This window comes from Streptomyces virginiae (assembly GCF_040638905.1).
In the GTDB taxonomy this organism is placed as follows: Bacteria; Actinomycetota; Actinomycetes; order Streptomycetales; family Streptomycetaceae; genus Streptomyces; species Streptomyces virginiae_B.
The window spans coordinates 199,096-222,737 of sequence record NZ_JBEZYV010000010.1 but is presented as its reverse complement, the minus strand read 5'-3'; the positions used below and the strand labels follow the sequence as shown (position 1 = coordinate 222,737).

The 23,642-nt window shown below is 69.3% G+C and carries 25 protein-coding genes and 4 pseudogenes; 13 read left to right on the top strand and 16 right to left on the bottom strand.

Features of this window, described 5'->3' with window-relative positions; genetic code table 11:
- The first annotated feature begins 24 nt into the window (after positions 1 to 24).
- Entirely contained in the window at positions 25 to 699 is a 675-nt protein-coding gene (locus AB0F82_RS17215) for a GntR family transcriptional regulator (protein ID WP_362628231.1), read from the top strand.
- A gap of 352 nt (positions 700 to 1,051) precedes the next feature.
- On the opposite strand, the gene AB0F82_RS17210 is transcribed toward AB0F82_RS17215, so the two are convergent.
- On the bottom strand, positions 1,052 to 1,615 hold the full coding sequence (locus tag AB0F82_RS17210; protein WP_362628228.1) for a MarR family winged helix-turn-helix transcriptional regulator: 564 nt from the start codon (positions 1,613 to 1,615) through the stop codon (positions 1,052 to 1,054).
- 213 nt (positions 1,616 to 1,828) lie between these two features.
- On the opposite strand from AB0F82_RS17210, the gene AB0F82_RS17205 reads away from it, so the two are divergent.
- From AB0F82_RS17205 to AB0F82_RS17195, 3 genes are all read left to right on the top strand, one after another.
- Positions 1,829 to 2,902, top strand: coding sequence for an alkene reductase (locus AB0F82_RS17205; RefSeq protein ID WP_362628225.1), 1,074 nt, complete (start codon positions 1,829 to 1,831; stop codon positions 2,900 to 2,902).
- A 41-nt stretch (positions 2,903 to 2,943) separates the two neighbouring features.
- Positions 2,944 to 3,882, top strand: a complete 939-nt coding sequence (locus tag AB0F82_RS17200) for an NAD-dependent epimerase/dehydratase family protein (RefSeq protein WP_362628222.1) — start codon at positions 2,944 to 2,946, stop codon at positions 3,880 to 3,882.
- 277 nt (positions 3,883 to 4,159) lie between these two features.
- Positions 4,160 to 4,612, top strand: a complete 453-nt coding sequence (locus AB0F82_RS17195) for an SRPBCC family protein (protein WP_362628220.1) — start codon at positions 4,160 to 4,162, stop codon at positions 4,610 to 4,612.
- Here the strand turns inward: AB0F82_RS17195 and AB0F82_RS17190 are convergent.
- Together AB0F82_RS17190 and AB0F82_RS17185 are read right to left on the bottom strand one after the other, a co-directional pair.
- A complete protein-coding gene (locus AB0F82_RS17190; RefSeq protein WP_362628217.1) occupies positions 4,566 to 4,961 on the bottom strand; it encodes a hypothetical protein in 396 nt (131 codons plus the stop codon). The two genes, AB0F82_RS17195 and AB0F82_RS17190, sit on opposite strands and share 47 nt — an antisense overlap.
- A gap of 608 nt (positions 4,962 to 5,569) precedes the next feature.
- Positions 5,570 to 6,172, bottom strand: a complete 603-nt coding sequence (locus AB0F82_RS17185; protein WP_362628214.1) for a TetR/AcrR family transcriptional regulator — start codon at positions 6,170 to 6,172, stop codon at positions 5,570 to 5,572.
- A 157-nt stretch (positions 6,173 to 6,329) separates the two neighbouring features.
- Here AB0F82_RS17185 and AB0F82_RS17180 point away from each other — a divergent pair, with 157 nt between their 5' ends.
- The 3 genes and pseudogenes from AB0F82_RS17180 to AB0F82_RS17170 all read left to right on the top strand — a co-directional run bounded on the left by AB0F82_RS17180 (position 6,330) and on the right by AB0F82_RS17170 (position 9,815).
- Positions 6,330 to 6,947 carry a flavodoxin family protein gene (locus AB0F82_RS17180; protein WP_362628211.1) on the top strand — a complete coding sequence of 206 codons (618 nt, stop codon included), beginning with the start codon at positions 6,330 to 6,332 and terminating at the stop codon, positions 6,945 to 6,947.
- Positions 6,944 to 8,029 (top strand): NAD(P)H-dependent flavin oxidoreductase, encoded by a 1,086-nt coding sequence (locus AB0F82_RS17175; protein ID WP_362628208.1) that lies wholly within the window; start codon positions 6,944 to 6,946, stop codon positions 8,027 to 8,029. The genes AB0F82_RS17180 and AB0F82_RS17175 overlap by 4 nt, the downstream gene beginning before the upstream one ends.
- Positions 8,030 to 9,067: 1,038 nt before the next feature.
- Positions 9,068 to 9,815 (top strand): annotated as a pseudogene (locus AB0F82_RS17170) (transposase).
- A 93-nt stretch (positions 9,816 to 9,908) separates the two neighbouring features.
- Here AB0F82_RS17170 and AB0F82_RS17165 read toward each other — a convergent pair.
- Positions 9,909 to 10,889, bottom strand: coding sequence for a DUF1648 domain-containing protein (locus AB0F82_RS17165; RefSeq protein WP_362628206.1), 981 nt, complete (start codon positions 10,887 to 10,889; stop codon positions 9,909 to 9,911).
- On the bottom strand, positions 10,886 to 11,233 hold the full coding sequence (locus tag AB0F82_RS17160) for a GntR family transcriptional regulator (RefSeq protein WP_362628361.1): 348 nt from the start codon (positions 11,231 to 11,233) through the stop codon (positions 10,886 to 10,888). The genes AB0F82_RS17165 and AB0F82_RS17160 overlap by 4 nt, the downstream gene beginning before the upstream one ends.
- A gap of 378 nt (positions 11,234 to 11,611) precedes the next feature.
- Here AB0F82_RS17160 and AB0F82_RS17155 point away from each other — a divergent pair, with 378 nt between their 5' ends.
- Positions 11,612 to 11,815, top strand: coding sequence for a hypothetical protein (locus AB0F82_RS17155; RefSeq protein ID WP_362628204.1), 204 nt, complete (start codon positions 11,612 to 11,614; stop codon positions 11,813 to 11,815).
- A gap of 357 nt (positions 11,816 to 12,172) precedes the next feature.
- A complete protein-coding gene (locus AB0F82_RS17150) occupies positions 12,173 to 12,772 on the top strand; it encodes a hypothetical protein (protein ID WP_362628201.1) in 600 nt (199 codons plus the stop codon).
- Positions 12,773 to 13,213: 441 nt separating this feature from the next.
- Here AB0F82_RS17150 and AB0F82_RS17145 read toward each other — a convergent pair.
- Positions 13,214 to 13,420 (bottom strand): annotated as a pseudogene (locus AB0F82_RS17145) (sensor histidine kinase); the annotation flags it as partial.
- Positions 13,421 to 13,692: 272 nt separating this feature from the next.
- Here AB0F82_RS17145 and AB0F82_RS17140 point away from each other — a divergent pair.
- The 3 genes from AB0F82_RS17140 to AB0F82_RS17130 are packed head-to-tail and all read left to right on the top strand — an operon-like array spanning position 13,693 to position 15,620.
- Positions 13,693 to 14,163, top strand: a complete 471-nt coding sequence (locus AB0F82_RS17140) for a cation:proton antiporter regulatory subunit (protein WP_033215624.1) — start codon at positions 13,693 to 13,695, stop codon at positions 14,161 to 14,163.
- A gap of 6 nt (positions 14,164 to 14,169) precedes the next feature.
- Positions 14,170 to 15,423 carry a cation:proton antiporter gene (locus AB0F82_RS17135; protein WP_362628197.1) on the top strand — a complete coding sequence of 418 codons (1,254 nt, stop codon included), beginning with the start codon at positions 14,170 to 14,172 and terminating at the stop codon, positions 15,421 to 15,423.
- Positions 15,420 to 15,620: a hypothetical protein gene (locus AB0F82_RS17130; RefSeq protein ID WP_362628195.1), complete on the top strand. Its 201-nt coding sequence runs from the start codon at positions 15,420 to 15,422 to the stop codon at positions 15,618 to 15,620. The genes AB0F82_RS17135 and AB0F82_RS17130 overlap by 4 nt, the downstream gene beginning before the upstream one ends.
- A 388-nt stretch (positions 15,621 to 16,008) precedes the next feature.
- Here AB0F82_RS17130 and AB0F82_RS17125 read toward each other — a convergent pair.
- From AB0F82_RS17125 to AB0F82_RS17105, 5 genes and pseudogenes are all read right to left on the bottom strand, one after another.
- Positions 16,009 to 17,528, bottom strand: a pseudogene (locus AB0F82_RS17125) (potassium/proton antiporter).
- Positions 17,529 to 17,535: 7 nt separating this feature from the next.
- Positions 17,536 to 17,709: a hypothetical protein gene (locus AB0F82_RS17120; protein ID WP_362628192.1), complete on the bottom strand. Its 174-nt coding sequence runs from the start codon at positions 17,707 to 17,709 to the stop codon at positions 17,536 to 17,538.
- 31 nt (positions 17,710 to 17,740) lie between these two features.
- Entirely contained in the window at positions 17,741 to 19,063 is a 1,323-nt protein-coding gene (nhaA, locus tag AB0F82_RS17115; protein WP_362628189.1) for a Na+/H+ antiporter NhaA, read from the bottom strand.
- 176 nt (positions 19,064 to 19,239) lie between these two features.
- The gene (locus AB0F82_RS17110) at positions 19,240 to 19,371 is read right to left on the bottom strand and encodes a hypothetical protein (protein ID WP_362628187.1); all 132 of its coding nucleotides are present in this window, start codon (positions 19,369 to 19,371) and stop codon (positions 19,240 to 19,242) included.
- A gap of 50 nt (positions 19,372 to 19,421) precedes the next feature.
- The gene (locus tag AB0F82_RS17105; RefSeq protein ID WP_362628184.1) at positions 19,422 to 19,832 is read right to left on the bottom strand and encodes a MerR family transcriptional regulator; all 411 of its coding nucleotides are present in this window, start codon (positions 19,830 to 19,832) and stop codon (positions 19,422 to 19,424) included.
- A 408-nt stretch (positions 19,833 to 20,240) separates the two neighbouring features.
- Here AB0F82_RS17105 and AB0F82_RS17100 point away from each other — a divergent pair, with 408 nt between their 5' ends.
- A complete protein-coding gene (locus AB0F82_RS17100) occupies positions 20,241 to 21,743 on the top strand; it encodes a SulP family inorganic anion transporter (RefSeq protein WP_362628181.1) in 1,503 nt (500 codons plus the stop codon).
- Between the two features lie 43 nt (positions 21,744 to 21,786).
- Here AB0F82_RS17100 and AB0F82_RS17095 read toward each other — a convergent pair.
- The 5 genes and pseudogenes from AB0F82_RS17095 to AB0F82_RS17075 form a co-directional block, all read right to left on the bottom strand.
- Positions 21,787 to 21,918: pseudogene (locus AB0F82_RS17095) on the bottom strand (Tn3 family transposase); the annotation flags it as partial.
- A 49-nt stretch (positions 21,919 to 21,967) separates the two neighbouring features.
- Complete coding sequence (locus tag AB0F82_RS17090) at positions 21,968 to 22,207, bottom strand: hypothetical protein (RefSeq protein ID WP_362628178.1); 240 nt, start codon at positions 22,205 to 22,207, stop codon at positions 21,968 to 21,970.
- Positions 22,208 to 22,485: 278 nt separating this feature from the next.
- On the bottom strand, positions 22,486 to 22,740 hold the full coding sequence (locus AB0F82_RS17085; RefSeq protein ID WP_362628176.1) for a winged helix-turn-helix domain-containing protein: 255 nt from the start codon (positions 22,738 to 22,740) through the stop codon (positions 22,486 to 22,488).
- 74 nt (positions 22,741 to 22,814) lie between these two features.
- Positions 22,815 to 23,231, bottom strand: coding sequence for a hypothetical protein (locus tag AB0F82_RS17080; protein ID WP_362628173.1), 417 nt, complete (start codon positions 23,229 to 23,231; stop codon positions 22,815 to 22,817).
- 255 nt (positions 23,232 to 23,486) lie between these two features.
- Entirely contained in the window at positions 23,487 to 23,639 is a 153-nt protein-coding gene (locus AB0F82_RS17075) for a hypothetical protein (RefSeq protein ID WP_362628171.1), read from the bottom strand.
- Positions 23,640 to 23,642: the final 3 nt, after the last annotated feature.

Here is a 23,642-nt window from a genome sequence, read left to right as displayed (position 1 = left end):
ACCGACACCAAGAACGAGGACACCGTGCCCCAAGATGCCCGCACACCGCTCGACGCCCGCTACGGCACCGACGATCCCCACGCACTGCGCGAACGCGTTCACGAGACCCTGCTCGCGGAGATCACCAGCGGTGGGCTGCCGCCGGGCACACTGCTCGGCGAAGGGGACACTGCCCGGCGGCTGGATGTCCCCCAGGTTCGCGTGCGGGAAGCCCTGCTGACTCTGGCCTCACAGAGGTTGATCGAATACAGCGGCCCCGACAGTGCACGCGTGACCCACACCAGCACCGCCGCAGCCCGGCGCACCGCGACCGTCCTGCACGGCCTCTACCGCACCGCCCTCCTCACCGCCCCCTGGCCCCTCACCGACAACCGCGTCCAAGCCGTGCGCAACTGCGCCGCAGCACACGCCCGCGCCGCGTCCGCAGGCGATGGCGCCGAAGCCCTCGCCTGCGAACTGGCCCTGTGGGACACCATCCTCCACACCTGCGCCAACCCGCCGCTCCATGACGCCGTCAACCACCTCAAACCCGTATGGCAACGAGCCCACCGCATCCACCTGTCCCCATCAGGTGTCGCGGACGCCGAGTGGAGCCCCTTCCTGACCGCCTGCGCCATCGGCGACCGCAAGCGAGCCCTCCACCACCTCGACCACCACTGGCAGAACATCGACCACCGCCTCACCCACCCCGCCACCTGAGACATCGGGAACCAGCAGACGCCAGACGTTCACGCGCCACACCGAGCCGATCACGGGAAAGCGGTCAACGACGTGGCGGCGCTGCCTCCCCCACCAGCTGAGGAGCAACGAACACCACGTCCAGGACGTGACCGCTCCCCTACGCCGCAGCGAGCCGCACTACCGGCCGGAAAACCCGAGGCCGACGGCCGGCCGATGTGGCCGCCGGGCCGTCTCCGGACTCAGCGGGACCGTAGACCCGGCCAGCGTGACGCCGGCCCCGGTACGACAACGCCGCCGACACGGACACAGGACCAGGCTGTCGGAACGCAGGTCGAGGCATCGGCCGCCGCTTCGCACCCCTGGGCGCCGGCTACACGCAACCGGCCTGGCCCTCGGGTGGCGCTGTCTGGCCGCCGGGTTGCTGTTGCGCATGCCGGGTCGCGGCGAGGGCCAGGCTCGCCTCGATCTGCTCCAGAATCTGGACAGCCTCGGCCTGCCGCTCCTTGGGCAGCTGTCCAGCCGTGCATTCCTCCAGCTCCGCCCAGACCTCGTCGACCCGGTGGCGCAGGGCGAGGCTGGCCTCGGTGGGCTCGATGATCGTCGCCCGCTTGTCGGTGGGGCTGGGGCGGCGGCGAACGAAGCCGGCGTGTTCGAGCCGCTTGACGGTGCGGGTCATGGTGGCCGCGTCGGAGCCGAGCAGCCGGACCAGGTCGATCTGACGCTGCGGTCCGAGGTCCCACAGCTGCATCATCACCAGTTCCTGGCCGGGGTGGAGGCCGACCCGGCGCAGGAGCTGCCCGGCGAGCATGCGGTGCAGGCGGGCCACCCGGATGATCGCGTTCGCCATCGGCCCGGCCTGGACAGAGGGCGGCAGCGGCATGCGAGCCGCCTCGGCAGCGTCGGGCCGGGAAGCCTCGGAGTCTGGGCCGATCATGTGATGCTGCGCTCCTTCATGTAACTGCTCGAACATCTATTTCCGAGTCTATCGCTTCAAACGGGCCTAGGCGGAACGCCGGTTTAGGGCGGAATCCTCCCTCTTGAGTCGAGTGGCACGAGGCAGGAATGTCCAGGCGGCTTTACTTGTTCGAGCAGGTAACGTGAAAATGTCAGCGGCCCTGCTGGGCCCGCACGAACGAGGAACGACGACATGAACAAGGCTTTTGCCTCCTATGACCTGGCCGGCACGCGTCTGGCCAACCGCATCGTGATGGCGCCGATGACCCGCAGCCGTGCCTACGGGCCCGGCCAGTCAGCCACTGATTTGATGGCCACCTACTACGGTCAGCGCGCCGGTGCCGGCCTGATCGTCACCGAGGGCACCCAGCCGTCCGCGGTCGGTCAGGGCTACCCGAACACCCCCGGTATCCACTCCGGCGCGCAGATCGAGGCGTGGAAGAAGGTCACCGGCGCCGTCCACGAGCGCGACGGGGTGATCTTCCTGCAGCTGATGCACACCGGGCGGGTGGGCCACCCGAGCCTGATGGGCCTGACCCCGGTCGGCCCCTCTGCGGTCAAAGCCGCCGGCCAGGTCTACACGAACGAGGGCCCGCAGGACTTCGTCACCCCGCACGCGCTGACCGAGGCCGAGATCGCCCAGACCATCGCCGATTACGCCACCGCGGCGCGCAACGCGGTCGAGGCCGGTTTCGACGGCGTGGAACTACACGGCGCCAACGGCTACCTGATCCACCAGTTCCTCGCCCCGAACTCCAACACGCGAACCGATGGATGGGGCGGCTCCCCGGAGCGCCGCATCCGGTTCGCGGTGGAGACGGCGAAGGCCGTCGCCGAGGCGATCGGTCCGGAACGGGTGGGCTTCCGCATGTCGCCCGGCAACCCCTTCAACGACATCTCCGAAGCCGACCAGGACGACATGGAGCTCACCTACGCCGCTGTCGTCGACGCCCTGGCCCCACTGAACCTCGCCTACCTGCACCAGATGGAGTCCGCCGGGGCCCGCGGGCTGACGCTTCGGCTGCGCCGCCAGTGGCCGGGCACCTTCATCCTCAACCCGTTCACCGGCACCGAGCCCACAGGCCCCCAGGAGCTGGACCTGATCCAGGACGGCACCGCCGACCTGATCGCCTACGGCGCCCTGTTCCTGGCCAACCCCGACCTGCCCGAACGCCTCGAACGCGGCGGCCCTTTCAACACCCCCGACCGGGCCACCACCTACGGCGGCGACGAGCACGGCTACACCGACTACCCCGCCCTGCCCTGACCCGACACACGCAACCGGCACAACGAACGAAGGCACCCGCCATGAACGCTGGCCCCTACAGCCCGGCAGCACCGAAGCAGCCCAAAGCGCGGCTGAACGGCACCGTCGACCGCACGACCACGATTAACACCCCCTCCGTCGAGCAGCTGGATCTCTCATCCAAGCGCGTGCTCGTCGTCGGCGGGACAGGCGGCCTGGGCCGGGCCGTGGCCCAGCAGGCTTTGGCCCTCGGCGCCGAGGTGACCGTGGTCGGGCGGACCTTCCGCGACCACACCACGGACCGGCTCACCTTCGTCCAGGCGGACCTGTCCTCGATGCGCGAGGCAGTCCGGCTGGGCAAGGAGCTTCCCGCGGAAACCTATGACACCGCCTTCTTCTCACTGGGGATCATGGCCGCCAAGACCCGGGAGGAAACCACCGAAGGCATAGAGCGGGACCTGGCCGTCAGCTACCTCAGCCGCCTCGCGGTCCTGCAGGGCCTCAGCCCCAGGTTGGGCGCCGCCCGCCCGGTCAGCGCCCGCCAACCTCGGGTGTTCATCATGGGAGCACCGGGGGCCGGCAACGTCGGCCGGCTTGAGGACCTGAACTCCGAGCACGGCTACAAACCGATGGCCGCGCACATGAACACCGTCGCCGGCAACGAGATCCTCGTACTCGCGGGCCACCGCAGACTCCCCGGGCCGGCGTACTTCGGCCTGAACCCGGGATTGATCAAGACCGACATCCGCTCCAACTACCTGGGGGAGGGCAGCCTCCTGCACCGTCTGGCCGAAGCCGTCGTCGGGCTGGCCGGACCCTCCCCGGAGACCTACGCGGCCAGAATCGTCCCCCTGCTGTTCACCGACGACCTCAACGGCCGCAACGCCCTGATGTTCAACAACAAGGCCCAGGTGCTCCTGCCCAGCGCCGGACTCGGCACGGACTACAACGACCGCTTCCTGGACGCCTCCGAAGCACTCCTGCGCCGCGCCGCCGACTGATCCCAGGAGGCGGAGACGACCCCTCCACGGAACCGGCCGCCGGCCTCCGGTCACCACCGACGACACGCTACACACCGTGCTGCGAGGCCGCGCCGCAGGCGAAACCGTCGAGATCATCCCACCTGACCCGGGCATCCCCACCGGCAAGCGGCAGGGGCCGTCGCCGAGCGTCGCGAGCCCTGGTTGGGCACGCGGGCCCACCGCAACTCGCTGGGGCAGCCGATCAGCAGGTCGGACACCACATCGAAAATCACATCACGAAGTGAGCTGAACTCACATGTCACGTGCCACCTTCATTGAACGCAAGGCCGTCTTCGAGTGCTCGTTGGAGAGCCTGTGGGAGTTCTTCGCCGATCCACGCAACATCGCCAAGACCGTGCCGCCCGGCGCCAGCTTCACGATGTTGACCGAAGCCGATCACATCTATCCGGGTCTGATCGTCGAACACCTGGACGGCATGGGTGACGGTAGCGAGATCTACGGGATGACCGAGGTCACCGTCGTCGACCCGTACAAATCCTTCGTCGACATCCATCACTACGGAATGTTCAAGTTCTGGCACCACCAGCACCACTTCGCCGCCGTGGACAACGGAGCCGAAATGCGCGACGTCATCCACTTCGAACCGAGCGAGCAATTCCCCGGCACAGTGCAGGACGCCAAAAACATGCTCGAAGGCCTGTTCAGCTTCCGCGACCAAACCGTTCGCGACCTACTGACCGGGAAGTAGGTGCCGGAGACGGCGCCGGCGACCGCCTCCGTCGTCTCAGGTCGCGGTCGCCGGCCATGGTGGCGGCGTACTTCGCGCTGTCGGGCTCGGTTCCGCCGTTCCGGGTGAAGTGCTGCATGCCGTCGACTTCCAGCACCACCCGCCGGGTGCCCGGGAGCAGCATGAGGAAGTCCATCCGCAGGTTCTGCATGGCGTGCTCGCCGCGTTCGCGAAGGGTCTTGGGATCCCAGTGCAGCCAGATCTCTGGCAAAAGGGCGGGCAGATCGCTCAGGCGGTCCCAGTTGGCGTGGTGGTAGTACCAGAACAGGTTCTTCTGCCCTGGGGATTCTTTGGGCAGGGAGTCCTTCATACGGTCCTTTGGCAAAGAGTGAGGAGAGCGGACGGGTGGTGATCGGCGGGGGGTGAGGCGGGTGATCAGGCGTCGGATGCTGCCTGGGCTGTCGACCGGCCGAGGGCGGACAGGAGCACGGCATACACGCCTACCTCGCCTTCGGGGAGGACGGCCGCCGTCAGGGGCAGATCGACGTCATCGGTGACGACGCCCCCGTCGCCGACGGGAAGCTCTTCGCCGCGTCAGGCGGCGTCACCGCCTTCGACTTGGCGACCGGGAACGAGGAGTGGAGCTCGGACTCCCTCGGCACCGGGCGGAGCATCACGGGGCTGCACGCGGGAGGAGGCCGCGTGACCGTCCTGGTACCGGCTCCCGCCGCGGCCGTGCCGCGCGCCGCTGGTCTGCCTGAGCTGCAGTGCAGGGTGAGTCCGGCGGTGACGGCGTCGAGGTCCTGTCGTAGGAAGCCGGCGAAACGGCTTACAGGCGCCGAGATCATCTGCCGTGACCGGGCCTCGTAATGACTCTCCGGACGCTTCGCGGAGCGGCCGAGCCGCCTGTCTGCTCCGCCCATACGGGTAGGCGGGCGGGTGTCGCGCCGCCCGCCACTCCGTGTCCGTACCGGGGGTCTACGGCTCTTCGGCGCCGAGGAGGAGCAGCGTGTGGGGCCAGAGCGTGTCGAGGATCGCGGGATCGTTCTTGAGTTTGGCGAAGAGGACCAGCCCCTCCAGATGGGCGATCACTGCGCGTGCGACCGACTGTTCGGAGTGCTCGCGAGGGATGTCGCCTTCGTCCGCGGCCTGGCCGAGCACGTCGCCGATCAGCGCGGTCTGCTCGTCGAAGATCTCTTCCAGCCTGGCTCGAACGTCAGGTTCCTGGGTGCTGAGTTCGAGAGTGAGGTTCCCGAGCAGGCAGCCGTCGACCGTGCCGCAGGTTTCCTTCCTGTGCCGCTGGACCTGTGCCATGCCCTCCAGCAGCCGGCGGAGCCGGACCAGCGCGGGGTCCGGGCCGTCCAGCGCGGCGGTCCAGGCGCCGCGCTGGCCTTCCCAGTAAGCGTTGACCGCCTGGAGGGTGAGGTCCTGTTTCGAGGTGAAGAAGTGGTAGAAGCTGCCCTTCCTGACGTCTGCCGCGGCGCAGATCTCCGCCACTCCCAAGCTGCTGTACCCCCTGTGCTGCATGAGTTCGCCCGTGGCGTCGAGGAGCCGCTCGCGAGCGGTGCTGGTGCGTCCCATGGCGCAAGTATACGGTCGGTCAACTAATTCGTAGGTCCACCGACTGGCTAATAGTTGACCGGTCGCCTACTGTGCTCTCCGGAGGCGGCCCCGCCACCCGCGTCCGGTTGACCGTTCGCCCCGATTCCGGGGCATGCACCGCTTCATGGAGGACCACATGTCCGTACCAGTCTCTGTCGTCATCGCCTACCACAGCGGATACGGGCACACGGCCCGGCAGGCGGCGGCCGTGGCGGAGGGCGCCGCGGCGGTGCCCGGCGTCCTGGCCGATCTGCGGGACGTCTCCACGCTCGACGAGGGCCTGTGGGCGGCCCTGGCGGAGGCGGAGGCGATCATCTTCGGCTCCCCTACATACATGGGCGCCACCTCGGCCGTGTTCCAGCGCTTTGTGGAGGCCAGTGCCCCCGTCTGGGCCGCGCGTGGCTGGCAGGGCAAGCTCGCCGCCGGGTTCACCAACTCGGCGGGGGTGAACGGCAACAAGGACAACGCGCTGCTGTCCATGACGGTCCTTGCGGCCCAGCACGGCATGAACTGGGTTCCGCTCGGCCTGATGCCCGGCTGGATCTACAGTTCCGGCGGCAGGCCCGAGGACCTGAACCGGCTGGGTTCGTTCGTGGGAGCCATGGCGCAGTCGCCCTCCGACCTCGGCCCGGAGGAGGCGCCCACGGAGGCCGATCTGCGGACCGCGCGGCACCTCGGCGAGCATGTCGCCCGGACCGCGCTGCAGTTCCTGCACGGCCGCCAGGCCGTCGAAGCCCTGGCGGTGACGGCATGAACGCCGGACGCCTCGGTGATCTGCTGGGCATCGCCCTTCCCATCGTGCAGGGCCCGTTCGGAGGGGGCCTGTCCTCGGTAGCGCTGGCCGTGGCCGTGTCCGAGAGGGGAGGGCTGGGCTCCTACGGGGCGCACATCCTTGAACCGCAGGAGATCACGGACCTCGTCGGAGAGCTGAAGGCCCGGACCAGCCGCCCGTTCGCGGTCAACCTCTGGGTCCCCCAGCAGGACGAGGCCGGGCCATGGCCGGACCCCGCCGAACTGGCCCCGCACATCCGGCGGCTGCACCCGTACCGCGCCGAACTCGGGCTGCCCGCGATTGCGGCCGAGGACGTCACGCCGGGGCCGGACTTCGATGCCCAGGTGGACGCGCTGCTCGAAGCCGAGCCCCCGGTCATCAGCTTCGTGATGGGGATTCCGCCCCGAAGGGTTATGGACGAGGCCCGCCGCCGGGGCATCGCAGTGATCGGCACGGCGACCACCGTGGACGAGGCCGTCGAACTGGAGCGCGCCGGCGTCGACGCCGTCGTGGCCTCCGGCGCCGATGCCGGCGGCCACCGGGGCGCCTTCCTGCGGCCGGTACGGGAGTCGCTCGTGGGGACGTTCTCGCTCGTGCCCCAGGTGGCCGACGCCGTCGGCGTTCCCGTCATCGCCGCCGGCGGGATCGCCGACGGCCGGGGGATGGCCGCGGCGCTCACCCTGGGCGCCGATGCCGTCCAGATCGGCACCGCCTTCCTCGCCACCCGCGAATCGGGGGCGAGCGAAGCCCACAAAAGGGCACTCGGCTCCCCCGAGGCCCGCACCACCGTTCTCACGCGTCTCTTCACGGGCCGTACCGCCCGAGGAATCGTGAACCGGTTCGTCCGTGACATGGCCCCGTACGAGGAGGCCGTGCCCGCGTACCCCATGCAGAGCGCACTGATGCAGTCCGTTCGCCGCGAAGCCGGTGCCCAAGGGCGGGAGGATCTCAGCAGCCTGTGGGCGGGTCAGGCCGCGGCACTCGCCGGCGGCGGACGTGGGGCGCGGGACTGCATCGATTCGCTCATGGACGACTTCCGGGCACGGGCAGGTCGGGGAGCCTGACCGCACTTCAATCCGTGCGGGGGTGGTGTCAGCACTACTTGGACCCCACGGATGACAGGCCCGCACATGCGACTTCGAGCGATGGGCGGCCAGGATTCTCAGACCTGGCTCGGAGTAGCGCGGCCGCTCCCCGCCGCGCGCTGACATGCGGTGGCTGTCCCGCGACACTGGTACGGCACCCGAGGACGACCGGTGTGACGCCGGGAGGCTTGCCGTCCATTGGGCGGGAGGGCGTTGAGGGACCGAGAAGGGGTCGGGGTGTGCAGCGTGAGGTCAGCATGGGTGGGGTGGCGGGAAGGGGGTGACACGGCGGCTGGCTGAGGGCGAAGACGCGGAATTCCGGCCTGCTTGTTGCTCCTGGACCTATCCGGCCACCACGGCGTTGGAGCAGATGGTGTCGGGCTTCGGCGAAAAACAGCCGACTGGTGTCCATCGCCAAGGGCCGCATGACGGGCCGGCGCCCGTCACACTGGGGCGGGCCACGGGCGGCGGTCCCGACCACGAAATCGCACCACGCAGGCTATCTGCCCTCGCCGGGCCCGGTATCAGGGTGGCGGCGGTCAACGGCGCGAGGGGTGAGTGAACCGGTGAGTCCGATGGCGAATAGAGCGCCTCCGGATCTGGACTCCGGACTGCGGATCCGCCGCTGCGCCACTCGATGATTAGCGGGTTGTTCAGGCGGACGGTGTCCCTGTCCGGGCCGGACCGGCTCGTTCTCGACGTGCACGCGCGGGCAGCCGTCGCCTTCCCGCTCGAGATACTGCGCGAGGGCCTGGACGCCCTTCTGAAAGACCTCCGCGCCTCATCGGGTGGAGGGCCCGCCGGTCGTCGCGGCCGCGGTAGAGGCATGTACGGCCCGCGCCGGCTTCACGGAGAGGCCGGCGAGACGGCGCTGCTGCTCCTCACACACTGAGCTCTTTCAGAGTGGCCACTGATCGAGTGACCCAGGCCGAGTCAGGATGGGGATCGCAACGCACAAGGCTCCTGCGCCGTTGAGCCAGGTGTTCGAAGCCTCAACCCATCGGCGCAGGAGCCCTGTTGGTTCCCCATCCTGCCGCACCCCACCTGCCGCACGCTCTGGTCGAGTGGGTATCCATGCTCATCGTCACCCGTGAGGGTGACCGACGCTGCAAGCTCCCGCCCCACCAGCGCGCCCTCGTCGGCCTGGTCTACCTTCGCCGGCACGACACGCTCGACAGATCGCCGCCGGCTTCGGCATATCCATCGGCACCGCCCACGCCTACGTCAAAGCCGTCGTTCAGCATCTGTCCGGCCGGGCGCCCGGACTGCTGCGTGTCCTGCGAGAAGCCGACCCTGATCACGTCCTGCTCGACGGGACACTCGCCGAGTGCGACCGCGTCGGCGACAGCCGGGCCGACTTCTCCCAGAAACACCGCCGTCACGGCGTGAACGTGCAGGTCGTGGCCGATCCCGCGGGCAAGCTGCTGTGGATCTCACCCGCGCTGCCCGGCCGCACGCATGATCTGACCGCGGCCCGCACCCATCGCATCATCCGGATCTGCGAACGCCAGGGCGTTCCCATCCTTGCCGACCGTGCCTACATCGGCGCCGGCCCCTGGGTGACCACACCGATCAGACGGCTCCCGAACCGGGACCTCACCACGACCCAGCAGACGATCAACCGGGCCCTGTCAGCAGCACGAGCACCGGTCGAACGCAGCATCGCAAGACTGAAGTCCTGGCGCATCTTCCGCAGAGCCCGCTGCAGCCCAACCGCATGACCGCCATCGCCGCTATCGTCCTCACCCTGGAACGTCAACGCTGAAAATGCTCAGTCCGGCCGGCCCCCGCAAAGCCCCAGAGCAGGTGACCGGATATGAACGGTCGGTGGCTTGAATGTAATTGGCGGCCGGCGGTGTCATTCAGGGCGCCTGGTGGAAAGGGTGTTGAGGAGTGCCGCCCCTCGCGCGGCGTCATCGACGCTTACGGCGAACTCGGCCCCCTTGTGGGGGTGGATGACCAGGCACTCGCCCGCCCGGAGCATCACGGTGGTGCCCAAACCGCTGAGCCGGTAACCCCATCCGCCGACCTGGGCCGCAGTCCGTGACTCAGCACGGGAGGACTCGATGTCCTGCGGCGTCCAGCGCCGCACCGGCCAGCCGAGCGGGCCAAAGGCCACCTCCAAGCCCTTGTCCGTCACACGCGCCTGCACGGAGGAGAACATCAAGGTCAGGACAGAGGCGAGCAGGAACGGGGTGGCAACTGCCCACTGCATGCCGGTGAACAGGCCGCAGGCCGCGGCGAGAGCGGCGGCGAGCGCCGCGACACCGGTGATGGCCGCGATGAGGTGCAGCCAGGGGTTCGCGGTGCGGGAGAGCCAGACGAAGCGCTCGCCAGCGGGGATCTCCATGGAGGTGCCTTCGCCGGCCTCGGCTGCAGGGGAAGGCAGTTCGCCGCGTCGTCCGGCGATCCAGCCCAGCGCCCCGGCAGCCAGCGCGGCCACGGACGTCAGGACGATTCCCATGCCCGTGGAACCCGCCTCCCGCCAATCGGTGCGGTCCAGGTTCGCGCGGACGATCGACGCCTGGGTGCCCGCCATGGAGACGCCCGTGAACGCGAGCGCCGCACCAGCCCACGACGGGATCGGCGCCGAGTTCGCACGCCGCGCCATGAGCACGGCGCCCAGTGCCAGCACGACCCATATAAGGGCCGGGAACAGCGAAGCCGCCCATACAGGCATCGACCCGTCGGGGGCCTCGCCGCTCCAGTGCGTGGCCACCCGCTCGGGCAGTCGGCCGCTCGCGGCCCAGGGCAGACCGGCCAGGAGAGCGAAGGCGCCCGCGATCCAGACGGCCGCCCCCCACCCTCCGCCGCCCGCTCGCTTCATACGGTCAGTCACGAGAGCCCCCTGATCATTTCAATGAGATCGCTCTTGCTGTAACCCAGTCGCGCCGCCTCGGCCACCAACTCACGCGCCCCCTCGAGCAGCCCGGAGCGCTGCTCCGCGCCCTGGGCCACGGTGACCCCGCGGCCCCGGCGGAACTCCAGTACCCCTTCGTCCCGGAGAGATCGCAGGCCGCGGAGCACGGTGTTGGTGTTCACACCCAGCGCCAGGGACAGGTCCCGGGCCGGCGGCAGCCGCTCTCCCGGCACACATTCCCCTTCGGCGATGGCGCGCCGGATCGCCCCCGCCACCTGCTCGTGGAGAGGTCGGCTGTCCGTGGTGTCCAGTCTCAGCAGCATGATGCTAGTGAGAGTAGCACCATGGCTTTCATGGAAGAAGTTGTGCGGGTCGCTTTGGCTGCGCTGGGTGGAGTTGGCGTCACCGAGGTGTCGGTTGGCGGGGAACGAGGCCTCGATATGGGTGTCAACACCCATATCGATCAGGGCGGTCGCCTGGAACAATGGCCGTCCGCGTGGGCTGGCACGCGCGGCAACCGAGGGGTCCGCCATCTCGGCACTTCACGCGCGATTATGCGGCGTACACCGTCGCAAAGATGCGTGGCAGGGTTGGAATGAAGTCGGAATTCACTTGCCCGACCCACGGGCAGTAATACGAGTCCTCCTCAAGCGGGTGCCGCAAGACGGTCGTTGACCGCTTCACTTGCCGGGAGGCACACCGTGACCAGCAGCGGCCATGGGGCCCGGCGACTGTATGAGATCACCTATCTCGGCAGCGGCCCCGACCCGGATGTCCGTATGGTCGAGGCCGGGGAAGTCGCAGCCGTCATCGAGCACGCCGACGAGCACGGCATGCAGGTCCTGATCCGTCCCTGCACCCACCCGCACGATCGATCCCAGACGGACTCGCACCACGCCGGATAGCGCATCCGCCAAGAAGTCCGCTACTGCTTACGAGGAGTGGAAGGCGCAGGGCCCTTCCCGGCCTTGGCTGCCGCTCTACCTGACGAACCCACCCGTAAGCGAGGCCGGCAGCGTCAGTCAGTGAGCTGTGGCCTGAGCACATTGTGTGCGCGTCAGTGCGGGCGAGGATGCTCAGCGGGACAGACGGTTACGGATCTCGGGGCTAGGCCATCTCCTTCGGATCATCCCGCTGAGCAGGTCAAGATGGTGGCGAAGTGGAGCCCGGTGGTAGGGGGGCGTCTTACCGCTGCCACTTGGCTCAGACCAGCGGATCACCCGGCCGACGAGATCGTCTGAGCCGTCTGGCAGGCTGCGTCCGTGGAAGAGCTCATAGGAACCCAGAAGCCGGTGCGCAGGATCCTCGGCCCCGCCGAGGCGATCGCCGTGCTGCAACGCGCTGTGCCCGGGCTGGTGGAACTCCGTCGGCAGGGGCCGTATTCGACTGGCGGGTGGTCGAGGAGGGCCTCGGAACGGCTCTGCCCGGCTCTGCCGTCCGACTTCAAGGCGCTCGCCGAGTGGTATCCGGCCTTCGAGCTGAACGACTTCCTGGGCGTCTTCACCCCTTGGCCCGGAGAGGAACGCGGCTGGGCAAAGGCGACGGACGTGGAAAACAAGGGCTGGGACTCCGATTACCCCGCCGAGCTGCGGCCCGCGGAGCTCGCCTCGACGAGCCTGATGTCCTGGGGAGAGTCGAAGGAGGGCGACCGGTTCTTCTGGAGTGTGCTCGGGGACGATCCCGGGCAATGGCCGGTCACCATCTGCTCCCGCAACGGCCCCTGGTGGCACTACGAGAGCGGAATGGTCCAGTTCCTGGCAGAACTCTGCGAAGGAACCCTTGAGCCCTGGGCACTCCCTCCGGTCAGGCCCGAGGTCACCGGCTGGGGCGTTGCGGGCGGCGGCTGGCGGGAAACGGTCTGAAGCGTCTCTTGCGGATTACCTGGCTGGCCAGGTGAAGATCGCAGCGCGGTGGAGTCCGGCGCGGTAGATGTACGAGGAGTGATCCCACGTGCCGCCGCCAGTTCCGTATCCCGATCACGGGGCACCGGCTCCCGCAGTGGCCGTCGTCGGCAGGGCGGCCAGGTGCGCTCATACGCTAGGGGGTTCCGCGGTCCGGGGGCGGGAGGGGCCGCGAACGGTCCGGCCCGGTGGGCCATGAGGATCATCATCGTCGCGACGAAGAGCACGGTGATGACGTTGAGGGTGCGACCGACGGGGTTTGGCGGTTGTAGTAGTAGTGGTTGGTTCCCCACTTGCTGCGCTTGAAGATCGGCTCGTCGTCGTGACGCATAGGTATGTCCCCCCCGGGGCGAATGTCTTGTGCGGCGGCGCCGCGCGAAGGACCGGCGGCGGGCGGATGCCCATGGCCCGGTTCAACCGGGCGAGCGGGGCCAGACCGACCTTGAGGAGGACCGCGTTGATGACCAGCATCGCGGCCAGTCCGGCGAGCAGGATGAGCGCTTCACCGAACCGGACCGGCGTGGAGACGGTGACCGGGCCGAGCAGCAAGGCCACGGCGAGGGCCAGTACCCCGGCGTTCAGGAGAAAGATCCGCCAGTACAACGACACGACCACACGCCTTTCCAGTCGGTCTCCCGGCATCCGCCACAATCCTGCCGCCAATCCGTGCCCATGCTCTGAACTGCGATGAAGCCCACTTCCCCGCCTCATCCTCACGCCGGTGCGAACTGTTGTCCATCCGTGCCGGCACCCATATGTCGGACACGCGGAAAGTGGCACGATGGGCCCGCCGAGCGGCTTGCTCCTGCTCGAGAACGAGCGTTCGCCGGCGTCACGTACGAGAACGAACACGAGGGGGGACAGCTGTGCCTGCTCCACGCATGAGCACCACACCACTGCCCGGTATCGGGGTCCAGTACGACCTCACCACCCGCGAACACCGTCACCTGTCCGTCGTCGCGCACCGCGACGGCACACGGACGGTGAACCTCTACCGGGCGGACGACCCCGACGCCTGCGCCCAGTCGCTGCACCTGACGGGTGCCGAGACGGCCTCGCTGATCGACGCCCTGATGCCGGCCCACCACAGCCCCAACGTTCTTCACACCACCGATCTGGGGCTGGTGGCCGAGCGGATCGAACTGTCGGCGCACTCGTACTGGAACGGCCGGGTGCTGGGTGAGACCCGCATGCGCACCGAAACCGGCGTCTCCATCGTGGCCGTGCTGCGCCGTGCGGAGGCCCGCCCCTCCCCCGCACCCGACTTCCGCCTCGCCGGCGGCGACACCCTCATCGTGATCGGCACCCGCGAGGGCGTCGACGCCGCCGCCTCCATACTCGGGCGGGAGTGAGCGCCCGTGCACTCCGCTCTCTTCCTCATCGAGTTCGGTGCGATCATCCTCGGCCTGGGCCTGCTCGGCCGGGTCGCCGGCCGCCTGAAGTTCTCCCCCATCCCCCTCTACCTCCTGGCCGGCCTCGCCTTCGGCACCGGCGGGCTGCTGCCCATGGGAGCCAGTGAGGAGTTCGTGGCGATCGGCGCCGAGATCGGCGTGATCCTGCTGCTGCTGATGCTGGGCCTCGAGTACACGGCCACCGACCTGGTGTCCAACCTCAAGACCCAGTACCCGGCCGGACTGGTCGACTTCGCCCTGAACGCGGTACCAGGTGCGGTCGCAGCTCTGCTGATGGGCTGGGGCCCGGTCGCCGCCGTCGTCCTGGCCGGGGTCACCTGGATCTCCTCCTCCGGGGTCATCGCCAAGGTCATGGGCGATCTCGGCCGGGTCGGCAACCGCGAGACCCCCGTCATCCTGTCCATCCTGGTCCTCGAAGACCTCGCGATGGCGGTCTACCTGCCGATCATCACCGCCCTCCTCGCCGGCGTCAGCCTGGCCGCCGGCAGCGCGACGCTCGCCATCGCCCTCGGCGTCGCCGGAGCGGTGCTGTTCATCGCCGTGCGCTTCGGACGCCACATCTCCCGCTTCGTCTCCAGTGACGACCCCGAGAAGCTCCTCCTCGTCGTACTCGGTCTGACCCTGCTGGTCGCGGGCATCGCCCAGCAGCTGCAGGTGTCGGCCGCCGTCGGCGCGTTCCTCGTCGGTATCGCCCTGTCGGGTGAGGTGGCCGAGGGCACGCACACCCTACTCAGCCCGCTGCGGGACCTGTTCGCCGCCGTGTTCTTCGTCTTCTTCGGCCTGCACACCGACCCCGCGAGCATCCCGCCGGTGTTGCTGCCCGCCCTCGCACTGGCGGTGGTCACTGCCGGTACGAAGATCGCGACTGGGCACTGGGCCGCGAAGCGGGCCGGGGTCGGGATCAAGGGCCGGTGGAGGGCCGGTGGAACCCTGGTCGCTCGCGGCGAATTCTCCATCGTCATCGCCGGCCTCGCCGTCACCGCCGGGATCGAACCCGCCCTGGGCCCGCTCGCCACCGCGTACGTGCTCATCCTCGTAGTGATCGGCCCGCTAACCGCCCGATACACCGAACCCGTCGCCGCCTGGATCAGCAGCCGCCGCACCGCGCCGCGGCCGGCCACCTTGGCCGAGGTGTCCACCCAGCCGGGATCCTCGAAGGACCTCAAGGACCAGGCTCAGGATCCGGTCGGCCGCGCATGAGTACAGACACCTGGGCGGCGGTCACCAGCCGGGAAACCGTGCTGCTGCTCGCCGCCCTGGCTGTCTACCTCGGCGGCACCGTCGGCTTCGCCCACCGCCTGCCCCGCCTCCTGGCGCGTCACCCGGGCTGGCGCCAGGACACCGAACGCGACCCGGTCTCCAGCGCGATCACTCTCACCGTGCTGATCCTCCTGTAGCCGGCGACCGCCGCATACCTGGCCTACAACCTCGCGGGCAGTCCCCGCAATCGGTGACCGAGGCCGCCTGCGGGACAACCCCGTGCCCCGGACGCGTACTCCCTCGCTCGCAGTCCGCTGATCTCTGCAGGTACACGTGCTCACCGTTGTGCAGGCGACCACGGTCGTGGTGGCCCTCCGGTTCGGGACCGTCGGCCGCCGGACGATCATGACGGCGTGTCGTCTTCCCCTGGCTCCGGCGCAGCGGCGCCCGGTCGTCTGGGCATGGGAAATGCTCCCGATGGCAGGGGCGCCCGCATCGCCGTTCACCGCCTGCGTGCCGCTCTTGATGGCCGGTCCCCCCCTGGTCAGATTCGCGCACGTCTCCCGACCTTTGAACGGCTCCTCGTCAGTCGGTGCCGCCACCGACAGGCTCGGACCTGCCGTGTTCGCCGAGCCAGCGGGCGAGCTTGCCACGGCGGCCGACAGCGCGCAGGCGCCGCTCCGTGGCCTGCCGGGTCTCCGGAGCGGTGATGAGGAGCAGTTCGTCACCAGCTGCGAGGACTGTCTCGGGACCGGGTACCTGGGTGGCTCCGCCGCGGACGAGGAGGGTGATCACCGCTGGTGGTGGCAGCCGGAGTTCGAAGACGGCGACGCCGCGGAGGCGTGGGCCGGGCGGGATCGTGACGGTCAGCAGGTCGGCGTCGAGGATATGCAAGGGTGCGCTCTCTACCTGGATCTCCCGCACTGCTCCGGGCCTGGCGAGGTGCAGGAGGCGCGCGGCGGCGGGAAGGGTTGGGCCCTGGACGAGGGTGAAGACGACGACCAGGACGAAGACGATGTTGAGCAGGTGACGGGCGCCGTCGACGGCGGCGACGATCGGGAACGTGGCGAGGACGATCGGAACGGCTCCGCGCAGTCCGGCCCAAGAGATGAAGGCCTGTTCCCGCCACGGGGTACGGAAGGGCAGCAGGCAGGCGGCGACCGGGACAGGGCGGGCGATCAGCAGCAGGACCAGGCCGACCACGAGGGCGGGCGGGACGGCGGAGGGCAGTTCGCTGGGGTCGACGAGCAGTCCGAGCATGACGAACAGACCGATTTGCGCGAGCCATCCGGTGCCTTCGGCGAAGGAGCGGGTCGCTGCGCGGTGGGGCAGGTGCGAGTTGCCCAGCACCAGTCCGGCGAGGTAGGCGGCGATGATGCCGCTGGCGTTGACGGAGCCGCCTGCGGCGAAGGCGATGATGCCGAATCCGACCGTGGCCAGCGGGTAGAGGCCGGTGGCCGGCAACGCGGTGTGGCGCAGCGCGCCCACCCCGATCCTGCCGATGACCAGCCCCAGCAGCCCGCCGACAACCAGCTGGTAGAGGACGTTGACGAGAATCGCGGCGGGGTCGGGAAGGTCGGCCGCGGCGGTGGAGAAGACCAGGACCAGGATGTGGTCGGGGCGTCGTTGAACCCGGATTCCGCCTCCAGCAGCCCGGTGGTCTTGCGGGGCAGGGGCAGGTCGCGCAGGACGGCGAAGACCGCGGCGGCGTCCGTGGAGGAGACGATCGCGCCCAACAGCAGGGCCAGATGCCAGTCCATGCCCAGGAGATGGTGGGCCCCGGCGCCGGTTACCGCCACGGACACCGCGACGCCGGCGGTGGCGAGTACACCGGCCGGTGCCAGTCGGCGTCTGACGTCGGGCCAGTGGGTGCTCGGGCCGCCCTCGACGAGGATGACGGCGAGGCCGGCGGTCCCCAGGGACTGGGCGAGCTGCGCGTCGTCGAAGTCGATACCGATCACGTCCTCGCCCGCGATCACGCCGACGGAGAGGAACAACAGCAGGCTCGGCAGGCCGAGCCGGTGCGCGGCCCGGGCGGCGGCGATGCTGGCCATGAGGACGACGCCGCCCACCAGAAGCACCAGGTACAGCTGTTGCAGCGTCACGGCATGCCTAGAGATTGCGTCGGCGCAGGCGGCGCCGGCGGGTGGTGTCGAAGAGGTTCACGCGACCGTCGCACCGGCCGGCCCGCGGGTTCGTGGCGCACGCCCACTGGCGCCGGGCGCTGCCCGGGTGCCGGAGCTCGGTAATGGCGGTGCGGATGACCAGGGCGGCGATGACGATCATGGCGCCAGCAGTGAGGCATCGCCGCCGGCCATCAGATGTGCTTCCCGTCCGTACGAGCAGTGGTGCCTGCGGGCTTGACCGTGTCGTGCTGGTAGATGTCGGGGATGCCGTCGTGGTCGGCGTCGAGGTTCTCCGCCTCGTACAGGCGCCGGTAGACGGTGTTCCTCCTGCGCAGCAGGATCGCGGCGAGGACCGCGGCGATCAGGGAGGCGGCGAGGACGGCTGCCTTGACGTGCTCGGCAGTTTGGCCGCCGGGGAAGGCGAGTTCTCCGATCAGCAGGGCGACGGTGAAGCCGATCCCTGCCAGCACCGACAGGCCCAGGACATCAGCCCAGGCGAGGTCGGGGTTGAGCTGGGCGCGGGTGAAGCGGGCGGCCAGGTAGGTTCCGGCGAAGATGCCCACCGTCTTGCCGACGACCAGGCCGATCACGACGCCGAGGGGTTCGGGGCTGGTGAACACCGCGCTCAGGGCCGGGCCGGAGATGCTCACCCCGGCGGCGAACAGCGCGAACAGCGGCACCGCGACGCCCGCGGAGAGCGGGTGGACCAGGTGCGCGACCCGTGAAGCGGGTGAGACCTCTTCGTCCTTGTCGCGGGTGGTGCGCAGGATGAGGCCCATGGCGACGCCGGCGACGGTGGCGTGGACGCCGCCGTTGTACATCAGCGCCCAGATCGCCACTCCGAGGGGGACGTACCACCACCAGCCGCGTACCCGCAGCCGCTGGAGCAGGTAGAAGAGGACCAGGCCCGCCACGGCTCCGGCGAGAGCCCACAGGTTCAGGTCGGAGGTGAAGAACACCGCGATGATCAGGATCGCGCCCAGGTCGTCGACCACGGCCAGGGTCAGGAGGAAGGCGCGCAGCGCGGCCGGCAGGTGCGTGGACAACACCGCCAGGACGGCCAGCGCGAAGGCGATGTCGGTGGCCATCGGGACTGCCCAACCCGCGCTGCTGCCACCGCCCGCCGCGGTGGTGGCCTGGTAGAGGGCGGCGGGTACCGCCATTCCGCACAGCGCGGCGATCACGGGCAGCGCGGCGGTGGCCGGGGTGCGCAGTTCACCGACGACCAGTTCGCGTTTCAGCTCGATCCCGGCGACGAGGAAGAACACGGCCAGCAGCCCGTCCGCCGTCCAGTGACCCACGGACAGGTCCAGGCCGAGGGCCGGTATCCCGAAGTGGAAGTCGCGCACGGAGGCGTATGCCGCGCTCCACGGGCTGTTGGCCCAGATCAGCGCAAGGACGGCCGCGCCGAGGAGGACCAGGCCGCCGACGGTCTCCGTCCGCAGGGCGCGGGTGATCGTCTGCCGTTCGGGCAGGGGGAGCAGTCCGAGGAAGGGGGAGCGGGTGCCGGCCATGGCAGTGGGCCTCCGGGTGTGTCAGCGACGAGAGGGCACACTGCCCCCAGGACGCCGACCAGACTTCCCGGCACACCGCGCGCCAGTTCTTGACGCGTTCTTTACACCGTATCCACTGGTGGGCCGGCTGTCTGCCCCGCACGTCTCCGCAAGATCACATCGGTGTCAGGATGTGATCAGCCCTGGCGGGAGGCGCACCACCAGGAGGCGACGGCGGCGAGCACCAGTGCTGCGGCCGAGTACAGCGCAGGGCGCTCGCCGAGCATCGCGTAGAGGGCGGCCCCCGCGATCGTGAGGATCGCGCCCATCACCAGCAGAGGCGATGCCGGACAGCGGGCGGGGCGGCGGGGCATCGGGGTCAGGACCGGGTAGGTGCGGGCTGGTGCAGGCGTGTGCGGAGCGTTTCGGCGAAGTCCTCGGCGCGGGCCAGCTGGAGCCGGAGTTTGTCGACCTGCTCGGCGGCGGCCTGCTCGTACTCCCGCACCCGCCCCAGCAGGCCCTCGCGCTCGTCGGGGTCGAGGCCGGGCTCGTGGTCGAGGCGGTCGGTGGCATCCAGGAGGTCGCGCATCTGGTCGAGGGTGAAGCCGAGCGGCTTCATGCGGCGGATGACCATGAGGCGGGCGACGTCGGTCTCGGTGTAGAGGCGGAAGCCGCCCTGAGATCGGGCCGAGGGGACGACCAGACCGGTCTCCTCGTAGTGCCGGATGGTACGCAGGGACAGTTCCGTCCGCGCGGCCACCTCGCCGATCTGCATGTGCCTGTCGTCCACGCCCGCGGTCCTGACCCTTCTCGTCGTGGCGGGCCGCGTTCTCTGCAGCCCCACCAATCTCTACTCTAACGTTAGGGTAGAGTTGCTGGTGGCGAGGGCCGTCCAGGGTGCCCCGCTACTGCCGTGTCGGGGCCGACGGTGCCCCCGGCGAAGATCCGATTCTTGCAGGAGAGAGCGTGCGCGAGCCCATGACGCTGATCGCCGCCGCCTGCCCGCCGTGACGCTTCGCCTCTGGATGTGAGCCGCCCTGCCGCGCGTCGCGCAGCCCGGCTTCGTCTCGTTCTTCGACTTCCGGCCCGCTCCGTTGCGGGCCGTCCGCGGGGTGCCGGCCCGGCCTTCCGCGTTCTGCCGCACGCCCCTGGCCTGCCCTGAGCAGGGTGTGCCCGAGCACGACAGGTACCTGCTTCCTTGTCTTCTTCCGTTGTGTCCCCTGCCGCGCGACTGCGCGGCCTGCGTCCGGACTGGCTGAACAACCCGAAGGTCTGGCGCACCGAGGTCCTGGGCGGCCTGGTCGTCGCGCTCGCGCTGATCCCGGAGGCGATCTCGTTCTCGATCATCGCCGGCGTCGACCCCGCGGTCGGCCTGTTCGCCTCGTTCACCATGGCCGTGGTCATCTCCATCGTCGGGGGCCGACGGGCGATGATCTCCGCGGCGACCGGTGCCGTCGCGCTGGTGATCGCGCCGCTGAACCGTGAGCACGGGTTCGGCTACCTGGTCGCCGCGGTCATCCTGGCCGGCGTCATCCAGGTGGCGCTCGGCGCGCTGGGTGTGGCGAAGCTGATGCGGTTCGTGCCGCGCTCGGTGATGGTCGGATTCGTCAACGCCCTCGCCATCCTGGTCTTCATGGCCCAAGTCCCCGAGATGACCGACGTCCCGTGGGCCGTCTATCCGCTGATCATCGGCGGCCTCGCGCTGATGGTGTTCTTCCCCAAGGTCACGACCGTGATCCCGGCACCGCTGGTCTCCATCGTCATCCTGACCGTCATCACCGTCGCCGCCGCGATCGCCGTGCCCACCGTCGGCGACAAGGGCGCCCTGCCGTCCTCGCTGCCGGTCCCGGGCCTGCCGGACGTGCCCTTCACCCTGGACACCCTGACCACCATCGCCCCCTACGCCTTCGCCATGGCGCTGGTCGGCCTGATGGAGTCCCTGATGACGGCCAAGCTGGTTGACGAGATCACCGACACGCACTCCTCCAAGACCCGCGAATCGGTCGGTCAGGGCATCGCGAACATCGTCACCGGATTCTTCGGCGGCATGGGCGGCTGCGCCATGATCGGCCAGACGATGATCAACGTGAAGGTGTCCGGCGCCCGGACCCGCCTGTCCACATTTCTCGCGGGGGCGTTCCTGATGGTGCTGTGCATCGCCTTCGGCCCGGTCGTCTCCGACATCCCCATGGCCGCCCTGGTCGCCGTCATGGTGATGGTGTGCTTCGCGACGTTCGACTGGCATTCCATCGCCCCCAAGACGTTGAAGCGGATGCCGGCCGGTGAGATCGCCGTCATGGTCATCACCGTGATCTTCGTGGTCGCCACCGGCAACCTCGCCATCGGCGTCGTCGTCGGCTCGATCACCGCGATGGTCATCTTCGCCAAGCGCGTCGCCCACCTGGCCAACGTCACCGCCGTGACCGACCCCGGCGGGAGCACGGTGGTGTACTCCGTGACCGGCGAGCTGTTCTTCGCCTCCTCCAACGACCTCGTCGGCCAGTTCAACTACGCCACCGACCCCGACAAGGTCGTCATCGACCTGTCCGCCGCCCACATCTGGGACGCCTCCTCGGTCGCCGCGCTCGATGCCATCGAGACCAAGTACGCCCAGCGCGGCAAGAGCGTGGAGATCATCGGCCTGAACGACCCCAGCGCCGACCTCCACGGCAAACTCACCGGCGAACTCACCAGCCACTGACGCAACACCGAGAACGGCAAAGGGTCCCGACCATCGGTCGGCAGAGCGCGCCGAGCTGATCCTCCATGCCGCCCCGGTACGCATGGTGGATGGTGCCGGGTTTGCCGTGGCGCCCGTCCCGGGCGAACTTGTGGCGGGACTCCTGCACGGTGAGCTGCCGTTTCACCTGCTGGCGGCGCAAGGCCTAGATTCGGTCCCAAATGGACCGGGCATCGTCGGCTAGATCAGTCCGACGATGCTTGCCAGTCAGCGGCCCCCGGCATCCCAACCACATTCATCGCGGTGACGGCGGCCATGATCGCGTAAGGGCCGGACATCCCTCTCTTCCTGACGGACATGCTGATCTGCAGGAACAGCAGACCCACGACCCAAGAGATCATTTTCAGAATCGACGGCCCAGAATCAGCCTCGAGAGCAGCAATGAAGGCCGTAGACACGGCTGTCATCAGCAGAAAGCCCAGCACATCTGTGATCCACCCCAGGGTCTCGCCTGCCTGCTCACCCGGCCACGTACGCACTGACCAAGGCGGGCGAACTCGGCCCCGCCGTCCTGGCGCCTTCCCCGCCGGCCGCCGCCTACATCTGCGGGTTCGGGGTGTCGGCAGCGGCCGTTTCGGGCGCAGTCCAAGGCCCGCACCCGCAGCACGCATGTTGTGCACGGCTCGCCCACAATCGTTTACCACACACGTCAGGGCCGAGTGAAAGGCTAGTCACGCCTGCGACCAGCCGTTCGCCCCGCCTATCACTGCAGGGGGCCCGCGATTGCCGTGAGCGCGGTGAGGTGGCGCCGGTAGGCGGCTGCTCCGTCCTCGGTCAGCCGTAGCCAGGTCCGCGGCCGACGTCCGACCTGGCCCTTCTCGACCGTCACCCAGCCGGCTTCTTCGAGCCGCGAGACCTGCTTCGACAAGGCGGAGTCAGTGATTTCCACGAGGTCTCGTACGTAGGCGAACTCGGCCTTATCCACAGCGGCGAGGGCTGCGACGATCGACAGACGCACCGCCGAAGCCAGTAGGGGCTGCAGTGCGTGTCGCGGGTGAGGACCCTGCTTCGTGCCCGTCTCGGGTTCCGGCTTCATACGGCGCGCGCTTCCCGCCAGGCCGCCGCGGCGGCGGGCAGCGCGCATGCGAGGGCGGCCATGGCCGCGAAGGCGACGCTGCCCACGAAGAGCGTCAAGCCGAGTGCGAGTATCGAGAGGTAGGCACCCGTCCATGCGCCGATCACTGTGAGGTGCAGCCGGCCGTAGCCGTGCGGGACCACCGGCTGCCGCGTGGCGAACAAGGACAGTCCCACAACCACGAGCGCGTTCGCCAGCGTACCGACCACGGTCCCCGTCGGCCCGCGCCACAGCAGCACGGCGGGAACCAGGACCAGCTGCCAGCCGGCGAACATCCATAGGTAGCCGACGTACCAGCGGCTTCGCCCCCGTGCGGTCGCCTCGACCCGCGCGATCCCCTTCAATGCTGCGACCGCATCGATTTGTTCACTCATCGCATACCCCTCCCCTGGCCGCCAGCTACCCCATTGTCCGTGCTGGCATCTACTTGCCACTTTAGCAACTAAGTGCCGCCGAGGAACAGCCCGAACGGCTTCGGGCGCAGGATTCCGCGTTCCAGTCGCCTCTCCCAAGCCCCCGGGACCAGCCGACCGCTATGCACCACGCAAGGGGTCGGGCAGGGACTGACTGCCACTGGAGCAGCTGGTCGGGGTACGCCTGTGCCTGCGCGTCTCCGGCGACTGCGGGGGTCAGCAGGTCGCGGGTGCGCAGCCGTTGGCGGGCTGGTGCGTGGTGGCAGCCCACGTCTTGTTGCAGTTGGCGACGTAGGCGTCGTGGATGGCGGCGTCCTCGAGCTGGAGCATGGTCTCGTCGCTCTGCCGCAGCGAGTTGGTCTCCGCCACGCT